We start from the raw sequence: 18,438 nt of genomic DNA on the forward strand, positions 1-18,438 counted from the left end.
AAGGAGAGATTGATATGAACAATAGACAAGGATTTCCCGAAGGATTCTTATGGGGCGGCGCAATCGCTGCCAACCAGGCTGAAGGGGCGTTTGATGTCGGAGGAAAAGGCTGGTCTACGGCAGACATGGTTCCTTATTTTGAGAAGAAGGATTATACCAATTTGCGAGAGTTGATGCATGTCACAACTGCCAAGGTGGAGAAGGCAATGGCACATCACAGTTCGAAAGGTTATCCAAAACGATATGGTATTGATTTTTATCACCGTTTCAGAGAAGATATTGCCCTGTTTGCCGAGCTTGGTTTTAAAACGTTCCGTCTGTCCATCAACTGGCCGCGTATTTTCCCGAACGGTTATGATGAGCAGCCAAACGAAGAAGGCCTTCGTTTTTATGATGAGGTATTTTCCGAGCTTCGGAAATACAATATTGAGCCACTGGTAACCCTCTCTCATTACGAGATGCCAATGTCACTCGTACTGAAATATAACGGTTGGGCAGGTCGTGAAGTTATTGAGCATTTTGTGAGATATGCAGAAACGGTCATGACAAGGTACAAGGATAAGGTTAAATATTGGCTGACGTTCAACGAGATCAACACGACGATTATTGAGCCGTTTACAGGTGGTGGCATTATTGAGGATCGGGTGGCTAACGTTATGCAGGCGTCCTATCAGGCGCTTCATCATCAGTTTGTAGCCAGTAGTTTGGTGACCGAGAGAGCACGGCAGATTAACCCAGAGTTCCAGATTGGATGTATGCTGGCCCGTATGATCCATTACCCGGCGACGTCCAATCCCGAAGATGTGCTACAAGCTCAAATCGACAATCAACTCAACCTGTTGCATACGGATGTACAAGTTCGCGGCTGTTACCCAGCGTTTATGACTCGTTACTGGTCAGATCATGGAATTAACGTGGTCATGGAGTCTGGAGACGAGCAAATATTACGTGAGCACACGGTAGATTTTATCTCATTTAGTTATTATACTTCCCTGGTGTCTGCGGTGAATCCTGAGGATTACGGGGTTACGGGCGGCAACTTGTACAGTACCATCAAAAACCCGAATCTGGAACGCACAGAATGGGGTTGGCAGCTTGATCCGGTTGGACTGCGTATTGCGCTGAAGGAGCTGTATGATCGTTATCAATTACCGTTGTTCGTTGTTGAAAATGGGCTCGGCGCGAAAGATAAGGTAGAGAAGGACGGTTCCATTCAGGATGATTACCGAATCGATTACCTCCGTAAACATATTACACAGATGAAGGAAGCGGTCATGGACGGTGTAGAACTGATGGGATACACGAACTGGGGAGCCATTGATATTATCAGTGCATCTACCTCGGAAATGTCCAAACGTTATGGTGTAATCTATGTGGACCAGGATGATAACGGACAGGGGACATTGAACCGGTATAAGAAAAAAAGTTTTGGTTGGTATAAAAAAGTAATTGCTTCCAACGGCGAGGATATGGATTGATCCTAGAACGAACTTAAAGGGCTTTGTTTCGTAGAATTTTGCTACGGAGCAGAGCCTTTTTCGGATTGTTCCTATGAAAATGAATGACTGAGTCCCGGATGAGATGATATACTGTGTTCGTATCAGGGAGGAATGAAAATGAGAAAATCGATTATTGCCGTAGATATGGATGACACGATTTGTCAATTGGTTAAACGGGCTATATACCATAACAACAGGAGTTTCCCGACGCACCCTCTCCAATATGAAGATATGGTCGACTGGGATACAACGCACTTGCGTCACCCTGATAGTACACATGAGGTATTTTACGGGCGTCCTGGTCTGTTCGAAGAACTGGAACTATATGACGAGTATGTGGTAGAAGAGATGCAGAAGTTAAACGAGGTATATGATCTCATTATTGTTACAGCGGCAGAACCGAGAACGGTTAATGAGAAGTGGAATTGGCTGCAACTACATATGCCGTTTATTAAACTGGAGCAATTCATTACGTGTAAACGCAAAAACTTGCTCACATTTGATCTTTTAATCGATGATGGGCCGCATAATCTGATTCCGGCTGTGGAAAGTGGTCGGAAAGTGATCTGTATTCCGCATCCGTGGAACAGGCAACATCGTGAGCAGTATGGCTTTCCTCTAATGTCTTCCTGGAAAGATGCGAAGCTGTACATCGATGAGATGTTGCAACCTTCAGGCCTTCATATTTAATATTAAAAAATACTACCGTAATCCAGAGCAGAAGTCATACTCTGGATTTTTTGCGATAGGTTAGCGGGCTAACACCCGTTATTTTTTTGAAGGCAACATGAAAGGAATCCATATCCTGATAACCAACCATTTCAGCGATCATACCCACTTTATGGTCCGATCGCTTTAACAGCTCACAACTTCTTTGAATACGTAGATGTTGTACATAGGATCTAAATGTCTGCCCGGTATAACGGACGAACATTCTTCCAATCTTTTTCTCACTCCACCGCGATAACTGAACCAAATCACTCATGAGGATACGTTCGCCAAGATGTTGCCTGAGGTAATGAAGAATGGCTTCCATGTCATGAAACATAGGGGGATGTGGAGTGGAGTTCATACACTTCTTCTGTTGATCCTGTCTGTAAGTCATGATAATTAATTGGCTAACCAGTGTGTCTAACATCGCAAGTGAACCTGGTCCCGGAACGGAGAATTCACGGTATAACTGATGCATTAATTCTTCCAAACGTCCTGTATGATCTGTGACGGAGATATACTTCTGCCGATTTTGCTCAAGGTCCATCAGATGTTGCATAATGTCCTCATCCCGAAGAATATGTCTCAAAGATTGTATTAATTCGGCGTTAAACAAGCAGTTATAGATGACTAAGGGTGTTTTTGTTGCATCTGTACTCACGGGGCGGAAGACGTGAGGGATTCCGATAGGAATGACAAATAACATGCCCTTGTTGACAGGTACAATATCTTCACCGATGTGGTGAAACCCACTACCTTCGGCAACATAGCTGTATTCAACAAAATCATGGGTGTGAAAGGGCATTATAAAGTTCTCAAAGCAGCGATTAACGAATAACTGTAGTGGGCGGTTCAGGAATGCTTCGCTTTTCAATAGTTCTACAGACCTATTCATACACCGTTTCTCCTTCCCACAGATGGCTGTATAAGGGGGTAAAAGAGTCCGTTTTACCGGATAATTCACACCCTGGAATCGATATAATTATATCGTAACCTACCAAGGGAAGCCATGATGGAGAGGATGATCACAATATGTTAAAGATCAGTGACCTTCGGTGTGAATATCGGTTGAATCCAATTGGTCTGGATGTCAAATCGCCCCGACTGAGCTGGAAGTTGGAATCAGATCGTAGGAATTGTATACAGGCGTCTTATCATGTTCAGCTATCTCACACACCTGATTTTGCAGTCATCATATGGGATTCACAAGAGCTGACATCAGATCAGTCTGTTCATGTCGAGCTCGAAGGTTTTCAACCGGCTGCTCGAACACGGTATTTTTACCGGGTTCAGGTTTGGGATACATTTGAAAATTCCTCAGGGTGGTCTGACGCCGCATATTTTGAGATGGGACGCATGGAACTCAGCACCGATTGGACCGGAAAGTGGATTACAGCCAACAGATCTGGTGAACCTGAATCATCCTGTCCACGCATGAGAAGATTCTTTCACATTGTGAAACCTGTTCTACGTGCAACCATTTATGCTACGGCACTTGGAATGTATGAGTTACATTTGAATCATACCCGGGTAGGTGAAGATTATTTTACGCCAGGTTGGACGACATATAGTAAGCGTTTGCAATATCAGACTTATGAGGTGACTCATCAGCTTAAGACTGGAGAAAATGTGCTTGGAGCCTATCTTGGAGATGGTTGGTACCTAGGGCATCTTGGTTGGAAAATTGAACGAGAGAATTACGGTTCTACATCTGCTTTACTGATGGAGCTTCACATTCGATATGTTGATGGCTCGGAAGAGATCATCGGTTCGAATGAGGAGTGGTCTACTGCACCAAGTGCCATTCGCATGTCAGACATTTATATGGGGGAAACCTATGATGCGCGTATGGAGAGCGACTGGGGGGATCAATGTCAAGGTGCATGGTTACCTGCTCAGGTCCTTTCCTATCCAAAGGACATCATCGTTGCGCAAGAGAATGTACCTGTCATGCAGATAGAGCAACTACAGCCCATAGCTTTACTGACAACACCGCAAGGAGATCGGATACTCGATATGGGACAGAACATGGTAGGCTGGGTGAGATTCAGTATTGAGGGGGATGCAGGGTGGGCGGTTGAATTGCACCATGCCGAAATATTGGATCACCAGGGGAATTTTTATATCGATAATCTTCGTGCTGCCAAACAAAGGATACATTACACCCTCAAAGGAGGAGGGATGGAGACATATGAACCTCATTTTACTTTTCAAGGATTCCGCTATGTAAAATTAATTGGGTTCCCGGAAGAGGTTGTTTTAGATCAGTTTACGGGAGTTGTCCTTCATTCCAGCATGGAACGCACGGGCCACTTCTCTTGCTCCAGCCCGTTGGTTAATCAACTCCATCACAATATTTTATGGGGGCAAAAAGGGAACTTTGTTGACGTACCCACGGATTGTCCGCAGCGGGATGAGCGACTGGGATGGACAGGGGATGCACAGATGTTCATTAGAACCTCCGCTTATCTGATGAATACAGCCCCCTTTTTTACGAAGTGGCTTCGGGATTTGCGAGCGGAACAGGGAGAAGATGGGGGAGTGCCGTTTTTTGTCCCAGATCTAAAAAGCTTGATCCCTGAAGGCTGGGGAGAGACAAGTCATTCCTCATCTGCTTGGGGAGATGCGGCGGTGATCTGTCCTTGGGTCATATACGAAATGTATGGGGACATGCGATTGCTCAAGGAGCAATATGAAAGTATGCAGAGATGGATTGCGTATATTTATGATCAGGGAGAGAATGTCTTCCTTTGGAATACAGGGTTTCATTTTGGGGATTGGCTTGCACTGGATTCCAAGCCAGGCAGTTACGTTGGGGCGACGGACATTCATTATGTCGCGACTGCATTTTATGCATACTCCGTTTCATTGACTCGTAAAGCTGCGGCTGCACTCGGTAAATTGGAAGATGTTAAGGTTTATGATGAGCTGCATCGAAATATTGTCAAGGCATTTCAAGATGAATATGTCACTACTGCAGGCAGACTATCGGTTCCGACGCAAACAGCGCATGTGCTTGCCTTGCAGTTTGATTTGCTGGAGACATCAGCCTCTAAACGTGTTGCTGCTCAATTGACTGAACTATTAAAAGAAACACAGAATCATCTTACAACTGGCTTTGTTGGAACACCTTATTTGAATCCGGTATTAAGTGATATGGGCAGGAATGATCTAGCCTATGAATTATTGTTGCAGGAGGGTTATCCGTCGTGGCTATACCAGGTGACGCAGGGAGCAACAACCATGTGGGAGCATTGGGATGGCATGAGAGAGGATGGGAGCCTGTGGAGTGCAGACATGAACTCGTTTAATCATTATGCCTATGGTGCTATAGGAGAATGGTTGTATCGTTATGTGGCAGGGATTCAGCCTGATGAAAAGCAACCCGGATTTAAGAAGGTTCGTATCAAGCCATATCCAGGTCCGGGACTGGAATGGGCAGAGGCTAGTTTTGAGAGTATGTATGGCCAAGTAAAGTCTAGTTGGCGTCGACAGACACATGGGGAAATGGAACTTTGTGTTCAGATTCCTGCCAATACGAGAGCGGAGATACATCTGCCACATGCCGATCGTCGAACGATTAAGGAGAACGGCAGCCTGATTCATCAATCTGCTGATTATGTATTTTTAAACAAATCAGGCACAGATGTAGCTATGACTGTAGGATCTGGGAAATATCGATTCACCTACAGGATGATTACTGAAGAGGGTGAGTGTAGCTAAACCTTGTTAATTGAATATACTACAAATTAAGATTGTAATCTCCTCGCTAGCTGATTAAAATAAGATTTGGAATCTGGATTGACGGAGACTATCTTTCTATTATCAGACACAAGTGAGGTTACAAGTATGAGTCCACCGGTTAATCGCCCCCGACGCATAGAGTATCTGGATCTCTATCGCGCTATTGCGATTATGGCAGTTGTAGCGATCCACGCAACATCAACTGCTGTTGCGCATTATCCCAAAAATACATGGGATCATGATCTGTTTTATTTCTGGAATACATTTCTGCAATTTGCAGTTCCGGCGTTCTTGTTTTTATCTTCACTGGTTCTGTTCTATAACTACAGTGCTAAGTTAAACGAGAAGGACTGGATCATTTCCTTTTATAAGAAGCGAATGTTCTATATATTTGTGCCGTATGTCGTGTGGTCGCTGATCTATTTTGTCATCAAGAAGTTGATTGCAGGAAAGGAACCATTAGCATACAGTGTTCAGTTTGTGAAGCAATTAACCCTTGGGACCGCTCATACACATTTGTACTTTTTTCTGATTATTCTCCAGTTTTATATCGTTTTTCCATGGATATTATATTTAACAAGGAAACCATGGTTTAGAAAATATTTACCTTTGTATTTTATTGCAGCGCAAGGGCTGTTTTACGTATTGAATGTAAAGTTTGACTTCGAACGAACAGGCAGTCTGTTACCCAGTTATTTGATAGTGATCGGGTTTGGAGCATGGATGGGACTGAACTTCGAATGGTTGATGAATAAAATGATGCGCCTGCGTTATGTGCTGCTGGTTGCACTTATAAGCGGAGCAGCGATTTCGATGTACGCCTCTGGCATCATTAAAACAACGTTAATAGAATGGCCGGTTTTGATGTACAGTGTGTTGTTTATTGTACGAAATATATTTACACTTTCTGCTTGTCTCGTGCTCTTGGTTTTGAGTGAGAAAGTGGGTACGAGAGGCCGCAGGAGCGAATATAAAGTGTCACGCTTCACAGACTCTCTGGGCACAGTTGCATTTGGAATCTTTTTAATTCATCCTTTAGTTTTGATGATCTGGAGGCTTGTGCTCACCGACGATTTTGCCCGTCACTTCAGCCTAGGCGTTGTGTTATCATTTATCGCATCATTGTTGCTTTCATGGCTCTGTGCGGTGGGACTACGCCGACTAAAATGGGGATGGGTTCTCATCGGACGGTAATGATACGTTCATTTTTTAATAAAATATGTGGAAAAGTACAAAGAGATTTCAATCCCTTTTAACAAGGAGATTTTGAAATCTCTTTTTTATTTATTACAAGAAAGGTATGATGATAGAATACCCTTAAAAAGAAATGAATGGGAAAATAGATTAAATATATACTGTTTAAGGATTCGCATCCGATTATATTTAGGTGGAGGAAACCAATGAAACTAATTATTATCTTTGGACCGCAAGCAGTTGGTAAAATGACCGTTGGACAGGAACTGGAGAAGATCACCGATCTGAAGCTGTTTCATAATCATATGACGATCGATCTTGTATCCCCCTATTTTAGCTATAGCACTTCAGAGGGGAAGAGACTTGTAGGATTGTTTCGGGAGGAGATCTTTCGTGCGGTTGCTCAGAGTGAGCTTCCGGGTCTTATTTTTACTTTTGTATGGGCTTTTGACGTGGAGCAAGATCATGCCTATATTCGTCATCTTACCGACATGTTTGTTTCCCAAGGTGCGGAAGTATGTTATGTAGAATTAGAAGCGAACGTTGCAGAACGACTGGAACGGAACAAAAGCTCCAATCGTTTACTTCATAAACCAACCAAAAGAGACATTGCTTGGTCTGAGGGAGAATTATTGCATTCTATGAGAAAATACCGATTAAATTCCGAACCGGGAGAAGTTAAACATGAGCATTATCTTCGAATAGATAATACAAATCAAAGTGCTGAGCAATCGGCGCAATGGATTCGGCAATATTTTAATTTGTAGTTTGATGCATCTGACCCGCTTACTTAAGAATATTCAGCCAAAATCGAAATACTCTACTAAACAGGAGGATACGAATGTATTTCTTAATGCTTGTATTGGTAGGCATTGTTTTGTGTATTATGTTTCCTTATGGCCCAATCATCGTTGGAGGTATCATATATAGATCGAATCTCATCCGAGAGAATGGAGGTTATTAATCGTAAGATTGAGGCGGAATTGGAGCGGGACAGCAAACATAAAAAAACGTAATCCCAATCAGAGACTGTTAGCGTTTTCTAGTTGCATAAAACAGTGAAATGTAATACCATGAACGCACATATAGTTCACATTGAAGAGATAAGGGCATGTCCAGTAACCTCAAGGCGCAGGTATGGTTTGCCTTTTTCTGTATATTGGAGTGATGAAGTGAGAATTGAGAAGGTGTTAAACAATAATGCGGTAGTCGCCATCAAAGATGAACAGGAAGTTATTGTTATTGGTAGAGGTATCGCTTTTCAAAAAAAGGCGGGTGATCTGATCTCTGACCAGCATGTTGACAAGATCTTTACTTTACAGAATGAAGATATTCAGGAAAACTTCAAGGCTTTAATTGCCAGCATTCCACTTGAGTATATGAAAGTGTCCGAAGAAATTATTGCGTATGCCAAGCTGAAGCTTGGGAAGAAGTTAAATGAGAGTATCTATCTGCATCTTACGGATCATATTCATTTTGCCATTGAGCGGTATCGCAATAATCTTCCGATTCGGAATGGGTTGTTATGGGAAACCAAGCAGTTGTATAAGGATGAGTATGAAGTGGGGCTTGAAGCGTTAAATATGATCTGTGATCAATTTGGAGTGCTTTTGCCGGAGGATGAGGCCGGATTTATGGCATTGCATTTTGTGAACGCAGCACTTAACGAAGAGATGCCCAATATACGTAGCATGACGCAGGTGATGCAGGAGATTCTGACCGTTATTAAATATCACTTCAAAATAGACTTTGATGAGAATGCGTTGAACTATACTCGTTTTGTTACTCACCTGAAGTATTTCGCGCAGCGGATGGTGAAGGGGAAACACTATAAGAGCAACAATGATGATGAATTGTTTCAGATGATTCAGAAAAAATACCCGGATGCATACAAGTGCTCTGTTAAAATCAAAAAATTCATTGAAAATAACTACACCTATCAACTGACTGACGAAGAAATGATGTATTTAACCATTCATATTGAGCGAGTGGTCAATGCAACATCTGAATAATCATGACGATTAACAAATATATTAAAAAAGTGCTTGCAAACATAGTGCGGATGTACTATGATGATGTCAAGAAGTAAGCGCATACATTAATCCAAACGGATTGTTACTGTTCAATCAGGCAATGCCGGACCGAAAGGTTTGAGGATGAATCAATGTGCTTGCAGTTTATAATCAAATATCAATGTGTACAGCCTTACAGGGTTGCAACCGTTAAGGGCAAAACCTGAATTGCTGAATAACATGACTGATTTCCGGATCTCCGGTACGTTGTGATTGTTCAGTAGTTCAGGTTTTCTTTGTTTCACAAGCATGGGGAGTCTACTTAGAGAGGAAGAATGACAATGAGCAACTACGATCAATTAGCAAAAGACATTCTGTCACGGGTTGGTGGACCTGAGAACGTAAACAGTGTATTCCATTGCGTAACGAGATTGCGGTTTAAACTGAAAAATGAAAGCGTAGCCAAAACAGAAGAACTGAAAAATATGCCTGGTGTAATTACCGTTATGCAGAGCGGAGGACAATATCAAGTCGTAATCGGCAACGAAGTGCCGGACGTATATAAAGCTGTGGTTAAAGTAGGCAATCTGTCTGCTGAGGGTCAAGTCGATGCGGATGATGCAGACTCCGGTCCAAAAGGCAATTTGTTTAACCGTTTTGTCGATATGATCTCCGGTGTATTTACTCCGGTTCTCGGATTGCTTGCAGCAACAGGGATGATCAAAGGTTTCACGGCGATGTTCGTGTCCCTTGGTTGGATTAACAATACGGAAGGTACGTATGCGTTGTTAAACGCTATTGGAGATTGTTTATTTTACTTCTTCCCGATCTTCCTTGGATACACGGCTATTAAAAAATTCGGTGGAAGCCCGTTCCTGGGTATGGCCATCGGTGCATCGTTAGTCTACCCGACACTTGCGGGAATACGCGCTGGGGAACCAATGTACACTTTGTTTGCAGGCACTTTGTTTGAATCACCGATTCGGATTGAGTTTCTAGGTATTCCGGTCATTCTGATGGATTATGCTTCATCCGTTATCCCGATTATTATCGCCACGTTCTTCGCGGTTAAAATTGAACGTTTCTTCAAAAAAGTTATGCCTAAAGTAGTCAGTAACTTCTTGGTTCCATTTTGTACGTTGCTCGTTATTGTACCCCTTACATTTTTGGTTATTGGCCCGATTGCGACATGGGCAGGTCAACTGTTAGGTGCATTTACATCTTCCATTTACGGACTGAGTCCGTTACTTACAGGTCTTGTAATCGGTGGTTTGTGGCAAGTATTCGTCTTGTTCGGACTCCACTGGGGACTCGTTCCATTGGTATTCGTTAACCTTGCAACGCTTGGTTATGATTCGATTCTGGCACTTTCTTTTGCAGCTTCCTTTGCTCAGATCGGTGCAGTGCTGGCGGTTATGCTGAAAACGAAAAGCCAAAAAGTGAAAACACTCGGTGCACCTGCATTCATTTCCGGTATATTCGGTGTAACTGAGCCAGCGATTTACGGTGTGACACTACCACTCAAAAAACCATTTATCATGAGCTGTATTGCTGGTGGTATTGGTGGAGGTATCCTTGGTTTGTTCGGAGCGAAAGGTTACATCATTGGTGGTCTAGGGATCTTCGGTTATCCGAGCTATGTAAGCCCTACAGAAGGAATGAATTCCGTATTCTTCTGGGTTGTAGCAGCTACAATTATCGCATTCATTCTCGGTTTCATCTTGACTTATGTTGTGGGCTTCAAAGATCCAGTTGAAAAAACAGCCGCTCCGGCACCTGTACTTGATCCTAACCCGAATAACCGTTATGAAATCGTTAGCCCAATGGCTGGTGAAGTGGTTGAACTGAAAGAAATTAACGATGTTACGTTTGCAGGAGAACATATGGGTAAAGGCATTGCCATCCGTCCAACCAGTGGTAGAGTTGTGTCCCCGATAACAGGTGTTGTGCAGACCGTGTATCGTACCAAACACGCAATTGGTCTTGTTACAGATGATGGTGTAGAGATGCTGATTCACATTGGTCAAGATACGGTGCAATTGAAAGGCCAACACTTTACTGCACATGTCAAAGATGGTGACCGTGTCAATGCAGGTGATCTGATCATGGAGTTTGATCTGCAAGCGATTAAAGATGCGGGTTACGAAATCGTGACCCCAGTAATCATCACCAATACTTCCAGTTATCTCGACGTTGTCCCTACTAAAAGTCAGACTGTGAACGAGCAGGATAAACTGCTGACAGTACTGAACTAATACGTGCTTGAACGGATCGAATCGGATCATAAATGCCTATGATGAATAGGAGGAATTATTCAAATGGTTGAAAAAATGAAGGCCTTCCCAGATGATTTTCTCTGGGGAGGAGCAACGGCAGCGAATCAACTGGAAGGTGCTTATCTTGAAGGGGGGAAAGGGTTAACTACGGTTGACCTGATCCCGATTGGAACCAATCGTTTTCCGATTGCGCTGGGTAATCTGGATTCGTTTGAACCCAAAGAAGGAGAATTCTATCCTTCACATGACGCGATTGATTTTTATCATCGGTACAAGGAAGATATTGCTTTATTTGCAGAAATGGGATTCAAGTGCCTCAGGCTTTCGGTAGCCTGGGCACGGATTTTCCCGAACGGTGATGATGCAGAGCCGAATGAAGCGGGGCTTCAGTTTTATGATGATGTCTTTGATGAACTGTTAAAACACAATATTGAACCCGTCGTGACCATATGTCACTTTGATGTACCTGTGAATTTGGTGAAGAACTACGGTGGCTGGAAAAACCGCAAGATGGTCGGCTTTTTCGAAACTTATGCCAAAACACTGTTTACTCGTTACAAAGGCAAAGTGAAGTACTGGATGACATTCAACGAAATCAATATGCTGCTTCATCTGCCTTATATCGGCGCGGGGATCGTGCTTCAGGAAGGCGAAGATAAAGAACAGGTATTGTATCAGGCTGCACACCATGAGCTCGTTGCAAGTGCGCTAGCTGTTAAAGCTTGTCACGAGATTATTCCAAGTGCACAGATTGGATGCATGCTGGCCGCGGGTACGGTGTACCCTTACAGTTCACATCCGGATGATGTGTGGAAAGCGATGGATAAAGACCGGGAATCATTCTTCTTTATTGATGTGCAGTCCAAAGGAGAGTACCCGGGTTATACCAAACGTTTCTTCAGAGAGAATAATATCCGTATTGAGATGCAACCAGAAGATGCCGAAATTTTGAAGCATCATACAGTGGATTACATTGGCTTTAGCTATTATGCAAGCCGTTGTACAAGTGCTGATCCTGAAGTGTTGAAGGACTCGACTGAAGGCAACGTGTTTGGATCGGTGAAGAATCCGTATCTTCAAGCGTCCGAATGGGGCTGGACCATTGATCCCAAAGGGCTTCGTATTACGTGTAACCAGCTTCATGATCGCTACGGCAAACCGCTGTTTATTGTCGAAAATGGACTCGGTGCGACCGATGTGTTGCTGGATAATGACACGGTTGAAGATGACTATCGCATTGAGTATCTGAATAGCCACTTCGCTGAGATGGCCGAAGCGATTCAGGATGGTGTAGAACTGATTGGGTACACCAGTTGGGGTCCCATTGATCTGGTTAGCGCAGGTACGGGTGAGATGAAGAAGCGGTATGGCTACATTTATGTAGACAGAAATAACGATGGAAGCGGAACACTTCGTCGGGTAAGAAAGAAAAGCTTCTATTGGTACAAAGAGGTTATTGCAAGTAATGGCGCAAAATATTTCTAGACCAAGAACAGTCCCGTTCGCACGGGATTGTTTTTGATTTTGATAAGGAATCAATGGCTTGACGTCCGTTTGACTCGTGTTATGAGTTTTATTATAATTTATAAATGTAGAAAATCTTGTCAACTAAGAAGGGGGAGTCATCAGCCATGAAGAAAAAATCACTTGCGTTTATATCTTCAGGGTATGGATACTCCACTGCGGTATTTTTCTAGAATCCAAAACACGGGACAAGTCTGCCCAAATGGAGATCAAAATAATGAAAAACCGTAGAAAAATCTTAGGAATGATGAGGTAATGAACATGACAAATGAAAAAATTACGAGAAAAAATCCAACCAATATGCCATCCCCTGTAGGGAATTATACGCATATCACAAAAATTCCGAGAAATGCAGAGTTGTTTGTGACATCAGGGCAGGTTGGCGTAGATGTGAATGGTCATTTCCGAATACGTTGAATGAACAAGTCACCAATACATTTCACAATATCAAAACCGTTATGCAATCCGAAGATTTGCATGCTGAACATATTATAAAAGTGAATGTGTGCGCAACGGAGAAAATAGACTGGGATTACCTGTACAGCGAATGGGAGCAATTATTCGATCATGATTATCCTGCAATGACTATTGGATATATTACAGAGTTAGGTCTGCCTGAGATCAAGATTGAAATCGAAATTTGGGCTGCAAAACTATAAAACCAAATATATTTCTATAAATGCGATGGAGCTCTATCTTGTAGAAGCTCCATCGTTTTATTTGCATATTGACTATGAAATATAAGGAAACAAAGGTCAACCTAATAGGTTAGCGGTAAATGAACACACGCATCTTTATGGGACTTGCACACTTTGATTGGCATTCAGCCGCCCGTACGTCCAATAGATGCCTGAACCCGATACAGGGTCTGAAGCGAAACATAGGGCATCCCGAATTTGGGCGTTCGTTTTGCCTTGGGATGCGAGTAAAGCAGCCACGCCAGCAACTTGCGGAGCGGCCATTGATGTTCCACTAAGATAAGCGTACGATCCACCAAGGTACGTGGAGAGAATAGTATCACCCGGTGCAGCCATATCCACCCAAGAACCGTAATTGGAGAAATTCGATTTCAGGTCGGATGAGTTGGTGGATGCAACAGCGATGACGTTAGCATACGATGCTGGAACAATCGGAAATGACGTATTGTCATTACCTGCTGCTGCAATAATGACAGCTCCCCGATCCCATGCGTACTGAACGGCAGCCTGAAGGAAAGCATCTCCTGTCGGTCCACCCAGACTCAGATTGATCACTTGAACGCCGTTATTGGCTGCAAAAACAAGCCCATTGCCCACGTTACCAATCGTCCCTTGGCCGTTGTTGTCGAGCACACGAAGCGGTACGATGGAAGCGAGAGGTGCTGTGCCCGCAATCCCAACACCATTATTGGTAATGGAAGCAGCGATACCGGCAACATGGGTGCCATGTCCATTTCCATCCTCAGGGATGTTGTCATAATCGACGTAATCGTAACCGGGCAAAAGCTTGGATGCAAGTTCAGGATGATTCAACTGTACACCCGTATCAATGATGGCAATTTTAATCGAGCTGTTACTCTGAGTAATATCCCATGCAGCAGGCGCATTGATTTTGGTGAGATTATATTGATAAGGGAAGAAGGGATCATTGGGTATGAATGAAGCTTCAACCAGATAGTTGGGATGTGCATGTTCAATGAGATCATGATCCTTGTACTGCTTGAGCATCCTGTGCATTTTTTTGCGAGATTCGATTCGGTACCACCCGAGGTCTTCATAGGTTTCAGCGACTTTGCATTTCGTTTTTCGATGAAGGGTGTGCATCTGATCAGGGGTTGTACCTTCTTTGAACTTGAGTAACAGTTGATGTGGGGCGTGAGGATCGAATGTATTTGCTTCCCTTTGGTCGATATAACGAAGGGTGAGCCAGGTGGAGATCAAAATGAAAACGGCCAAGATGCCTAACCATAACCACATCGGCTTTACCCCTTTCCATATTGGATTCTGACACGCCTTATCCTATGCGGAATCTATGAAAATGCGCGGGCTTGCTTCCAAATTGGTCGTGAGTATAGATAGATTCATAGGTTTGAATATAGTTAATTGATAGGTTTATAAGAATTCGTTAAGATGAAGAGAAGTATTTTATAAAAGAAAATAAGGAATGTGATATGGTTGACAGAACATCAGGTGAAGCCCGAAGTAAGACCTGTTCGATCCTATGAGATTCAGGAAGCGATTGATTTTGCTATGCGTGTGCGTAGTGAAGTATTTCCGATGATGGATCATAGCGTATTGCCTAAGGATTTTGAGCAGTTCGACGAATATTACATGAAGCGGAATGATACTGTTTTTGTGATTGCACGATCGGATGAAGCAGGTATTATCGGTTCGATTGGTATTGTTCCTTATGATGGGCGAATTCAGGTTATTGAAGGTCGTTACCCGGCTCGTACCGCAGCTGAGATTGTAAAATGTTACGTTGATCCTGCCTACCGAAGGTATGGCATCGGTTCACGATTGGTGCAAGAACTGCAACGAATTGTGACAAAAATGCAGTATACAACGTTATATTTGCATACTCATCGCTTTCTGCCGGGAGCCGTGGATTTCTGGGAACGTCAAAGGTTTGCATTTATTACGGAAGAGCAAAATGAATGGCAGATCGTGCATATGGATAAACCCATCAATTTTTAGATCGGAGAGATGTAGGAATGTACACAAGTCTGATTGAGAAACTGGCCCACACAAAGGCGTTAAAGTGGTTCCCGAACCATCAAGTTCAGGAAAGCTGGATTGTCGAGGTTGAACAGGAGCTGGGTTTTTCATTGCCTCCTTCCTACCGATGGTGGCTTCTCAATTATGGACAAGCGATGTTGAGCGGGACAGGAATTCTAACCATTACTTCATCAGAGCACAGAGAGTACACAGATACGGACATTCTCTATATCTACAGACTTGCAGATGAACAGTCAAAGCAGGAAGGCAAGCTGGAATTGTTTATCCCGGATGAGGATGAATATTACTATTTCGATACAAGAATGGCTGATGCACGCGGAGAATTCAAGGTGATGCGTTTAGATTACTTTAATGGAGAGCCTGAAGTGTATGCGGATTCTTTTGCCGAATTTCTAGAAAAGTTGATTGATCAACGAACACCTCGGAACGCTTAGTACAGTAAAACGTAAGGTTTCAGACAGAGAATAGAACTGGGGGAAAAACAGATGAGCAACATAAAACCAAAAATCGTATTTATTGATATTGATGGCACGTTGGTAGACGATGACGGTAATATCCCATTGTCTGCTCAAGAGGCTTGTAAACAAGCGCGTAAGAATGGACATCTGCTGTATTTATGCACAGGCCGCTCTAAGGCTGAGATCTATGATTCGATCTGGGATGTAGGCTTTGACGGATTGATTGGAGCAGGCGGTGGATACGTGGAGTATGGTTCTGACGTGTTATATCATAAAAAAGTAACGGCAGAAGATGTTCGTCATATGGTCGATTTCTTCAATGAACACGGCATTGATTTCTATCTTGAATCCAACTCGGCATTGTACGCAAGCAGTAATCTTCAATCCCATTTGGAACGCCGTATCTATGGCGATATCGAGAATGATCCAGTTGCGCGGGAGAAAAAGGAAACAAAACCTCATCCGTTTATCGCAGGATTAACGTACGGCGAAGCCGATCTGTATAAGGATGACGTCAACAAGGTTTGTTTTTTAGAAAGCTCGGAGGTTCCTTTTGAACGAATTAAACAGGAGTTTGAAGGCAAATTTGAAGTAATTCAGTGTACCGTGCCTGTCTTCGGAGAAGGTAGTGGAGAATTGATGATTCCGGGAATTCACAAAGCGATTGCGATTGCTGATCTGTTAGAGCATCTGGGAATGTCGAGAGAAGATACATTGGCCATCGGCGATGGCATGAATGATGCCGAGATGCTGGAGTTCTGTGCTGTAGGGATTGCAATGGGCAATGCGAAGCCTGGGTTGAAAGCCATTGCCGATGATATTACGGGCTCCGTGGAAGAAGATGGACTATATCATAGTTTTGTAAAGCATGGGTTAATTTAAAGCTTGAGAAAAAGAGAATCTTAAGATTCAATCCGTTAAGACAGACATCTCTGTAGTTGGAGGTGTCTGTTTTTATTTATACCCGAGTTTATTGCATATCTCAGCATGAAAGTATAATATGAATTTTGAAAACAAGGAATTTATTGGGTTTAAATGGAGGTTGGATGGAATATGAATTTGAATACATGGAGGACACCAGATGAGTAATATCGCCCTGTTGTTTCCTGGACAAGGTTCTCAGATCATTGGGATGGGAAGAGACTTCTGGAATCATTTTGGTGTAGCCAGGTATTTATTTGAAGAAGCTAGTGACGCTATTTCTTTCGATTTAAAAAAGCTGTGTTTTGAAGGAAACATGAATGAATTGACGTTAACGATGAATGCACAGCCCGCACTGCTAACCGTTAGTGTTATTGCATTTCAGATCTATATGCAGGAAATTGGAGTGAAACCGGCTTATATGGCCGGACACAGCCTGGGAGAATATTCGGCTCTGGTATGCACAGGCGTTATATCTTTTCGAGAAGCTGTTCAACTTGTAAGACGACGAGGCATGATTATGCACAAAGCAGACCCAGATCAGCAAGGTACCATGGCGGCTATTTCCAATATCTCAATCGGTACGCTTCAAAAAATATGCGAAGAAGTGTCTGTAAACGAACGACCTGTGTGCGTTGCCTGTATAAACGCGAACCAGCAGTTTGTTATATCGGGCCATCGCCAATCTGTACAAGAGGTTATAAGAAGAACGACATTCAAAGGAACAAAACATTCATATCTCCAGGTCTCCGGTCCATATCATTCTCCCATGATGAAAAATGCGGCAGACCAATTCAAGATCGAATTAGATCAATATCACTATGGTCATGCAGCATATCCGATCATTTCCAATGTCACAGCGAAGCCCTATCCGTCGGACCAATCCGTTGTAGATTATTTGAATAGACAAATGACTTGGCCAGTAAGATGGTTAGAGTCCATGCAGTACTTAATGGAACAAGGGGTTACGGAGGTCATTGAACTGGGTCCGAAACAAGTGTTAGTGAGTCTTATGAATAAAATAGCGAAGAACATTGTACCTTATTCTTTAGGTCAACCTTCCGATTTAACGATACTCGCGAATTCACAGGCAAGACAAGACAAACTCCTAGCCATACGCAAACATAAGTTGTCTCAACTGATGAGCACAGCACTCACATCGCGGAATTACAGTCAGGACGCAGAAATATACAACAAAACGGTTGAGCCATTATTTCCTGAATTACAACGGATGAAAGAGCGGCTAGACAATCATAGCCATGAACTTAACGAAGCTGAAATACAGGATTCAATTGTGCTGTGTGAGCGGATTTTTACAGCCAAGCAATCCCCAAAAAACGCAAAAGTGATGATAAGTACGATTTAGTTAGCTGGCTCCATCA

The 18,438-nt window shown here is 43.1% G+C and carries 14 protein-coding genes and 1 pseudogene; 13 read left to right on the forward strand and 2 right to left on the reverse strand.

Features of this window, described 5'->3' with window-relative positions:
• The first annotated feature begins 14 nt into the window (after positions 1-14).
• Positions 15-1,478 carry a glycoside hydrolase family 1 protein gene (locus J2T16_RS00975; protein WP_336120188.1) on the forward strand — a complete coding sequence of 488 codons (1,464 nt, stop codon included), beginning with the start codon at positions 15-17 and terminating at the stop codon, positions 1,476-1,478.
• Positions 1,479-1,616: 138 nt separating this feature from the next.
• Positions 1,617-2,189, forward strand: coding sequence for a 5' nucleotidase, NT5C type (locus tag J2T16_RS00980; RefSeq protein WP_154957499.1), 573 nt, complete (start codon positions 1,617-1,619; stop codon positions 2,187-2,189).
• Between the two features lie 34 nt (positions 2,190-2,223).
• Here the strand turns inward: J2T16_RS00980 and J2T16_RS00985 are convergent, their stop codons facing one another.
• Positions 2,224-3,105: a helix-turn-helix domain-containing protein gene (locus J2T16_RS00985; protein ID WP_499017508.1), complete on the reverse strand. Its 882-nt coding sequence runs from the start codon at positions 3,103-3,105 to the stop codon at positions 2,224-2,226.
• A gap of 137 nt (positions 3,106-3,242) precedes the next feature.
• Between J2T16_RS00985 and J2T16_RS00990 the strand changes: the two genes are divergently transcribed.
• The 7 genes and pseudogenes from J2T16_RS00990 (at position 3,243) to J2T16_RS01020 (ending at position 13,619) form a co-directional block, all read left to right on the forward strand.
• Complete coding sequence (locus J2T16_RS00990; RefSeq protein ID WP_221788272.1) at positions 3,243-5,933, forward strand: family 78 glycoside hydrolase catalytic domain; 2,691 nt, start codon at positions 3,243-3,245, stop codon at positions 5,931-5,933.
• Between the two features lie 126 nt (positions 5,934-6,059).
• Complete coding sequence (locus J2T16_RS00995; RefSeq protein WP_154890512.1) at positions 6,060-7,148, forward strand: acyltransferase; 1,089 nt, start codon at positions 6,060-6,062, stop codon at positions 7,146-7,148.
• A gap of 206 nt (positions 7,149-7,354) precedes the next feature.
• Entirely contained in the window at positions 7,355-7,915 is a 561-nt protein-coding gene (locus J2T16_RS01000) for an AAA family ATPase (protein WP_336120185.1), read from the forward strand.
• A 405-nt stretch (positions 7,916-8,320) separates the two neighbouring features.
• Complete coding sequence (gene licT, locus J2T16_RS01005; protein WP_090916894.1) at positions 8,321-9,160, forward strand: BglG family transcription antiterminator LicT; 840 nt, start codon at positions 8,321-8,323, stop codon at positions 9,158-9,160.
• 341 nt (positions 9,161-9,501) lie between these two features.
• Positions 9,502-11,415, forward strand: a complete 1,914-nt coding sequence (locus J2T16_RS01010; protein ID WP_090916892.1) for a beta-glucoside-specific PTS transporter subunit IIABC — start codon at positions 9,502-9,504, stop codon at positions 11,413-11,415.
• A gap of 63 nt (positions 11,416-11,478) precedes the next feature.
• Positions 11,479-12,921: a 6-phospho-beta-glucosidase gene (locus J2T16_RS01015; RefSeq protein ID WP_312027600.1), complete on the forward strand. Its 1,443-nt coding sequence runs from the start codon at positions 11,479-11,481 to the stop codon at positions 12,919-12,921.
• A gap of 300 nt (positions 12,922-13,221) precedes the next feature.
• A pseudogene (locus J2T16_RS01020) lies at positions 13,222-13,619 on the forward strand (RidA family protein).
• Positions 13,620-13,754: 135 nt separating this feature from the next.
• Here J2T16_RS01020 and J2T16_RS01025 read toward each other — a convergent pair.
• Entirely contained in the window at positions 13,755-14,915 is a 1,161-nt protein-coding gene (locus tag J2T16_RS01025; protein ID WP_090916888.1) for a S8 family peptidase, read from the reverse strand.
• A gap of 189 nt (positions 14,916-15,104) precedes the next feature.
• On the opposite strand from J2T16_RS01025, the gene J2T16_RS01030 reads away from it, so the two are divergent.
• The 4 genes from J2T16_RS01030 to fabD all read left to right on the forward strand — a co-directional run bounded on the left by J2T16_RS01030 (position 15,105) and on the right by fabD (position 18,422).
• On the forward strand, positions 15,105-15,635 hold the full coding sequence (locus J2T16_RS01030) for a GNAT family N-acetyltransferase (protein ID WP_499017512.1): 531 nt from the start codon (positions 15,105-15,107) through the stop codon (positions 15,633-15,635).
• A gap of 17 nt (positions 15,636-15,652) precedes the next feature.
• Positions 15,653-16,111 carry an SMI1/KNR4 family protein gene (locus tag J2T16_RS01035; protein WP_154957490.1) on the forward strand — a complete coding sequence of 153 codons (459 nt, stop codon included), beginning with the start codon at positions 15,653-15,655 and terminating at the stop codon, positions 16,109-16,111.
• Between the two features lie 51 nt (positions 16,112-16,162).
• Positions 16,163-17,017, forward strand: coding sequence for a Cof-type HAD-IIB family hydrolase (locus J2T16_RS01040; RefSeq protein ID WP_336120183.1), 855 nt, complete (start codon positions 16,163-16,165; stop codon positions 17,015-17,017).
• A 199-nt stretch (positions 17,018-17,216) separates the two neighbouring features.
• Positions 17,217-18,422 (forward strand): ACP S-malonyltransferase, encoded by a 1,206-nt coding sequence (gene fabD / locus J2T16_RS01045; protein ID WP_499017514.1) that lies wholly within the window; start codon positions 17,217-17,219, stop codon positions 18,420-18,422.
• The last annotated feature ends 16 nt before the right edge of the window (positions 18,423-18,438 follow it).

Origin of the sequence: Paenibacillus intestini (assembly GCF_030803945.1) — a bacterium.
Classification (GTDB): Bacteria; Bacillota; Bacilli; order Paenibacillales; family Paenibacillaceae; genus Paenibacillus; species Paenibacillus polysaccharolyticus.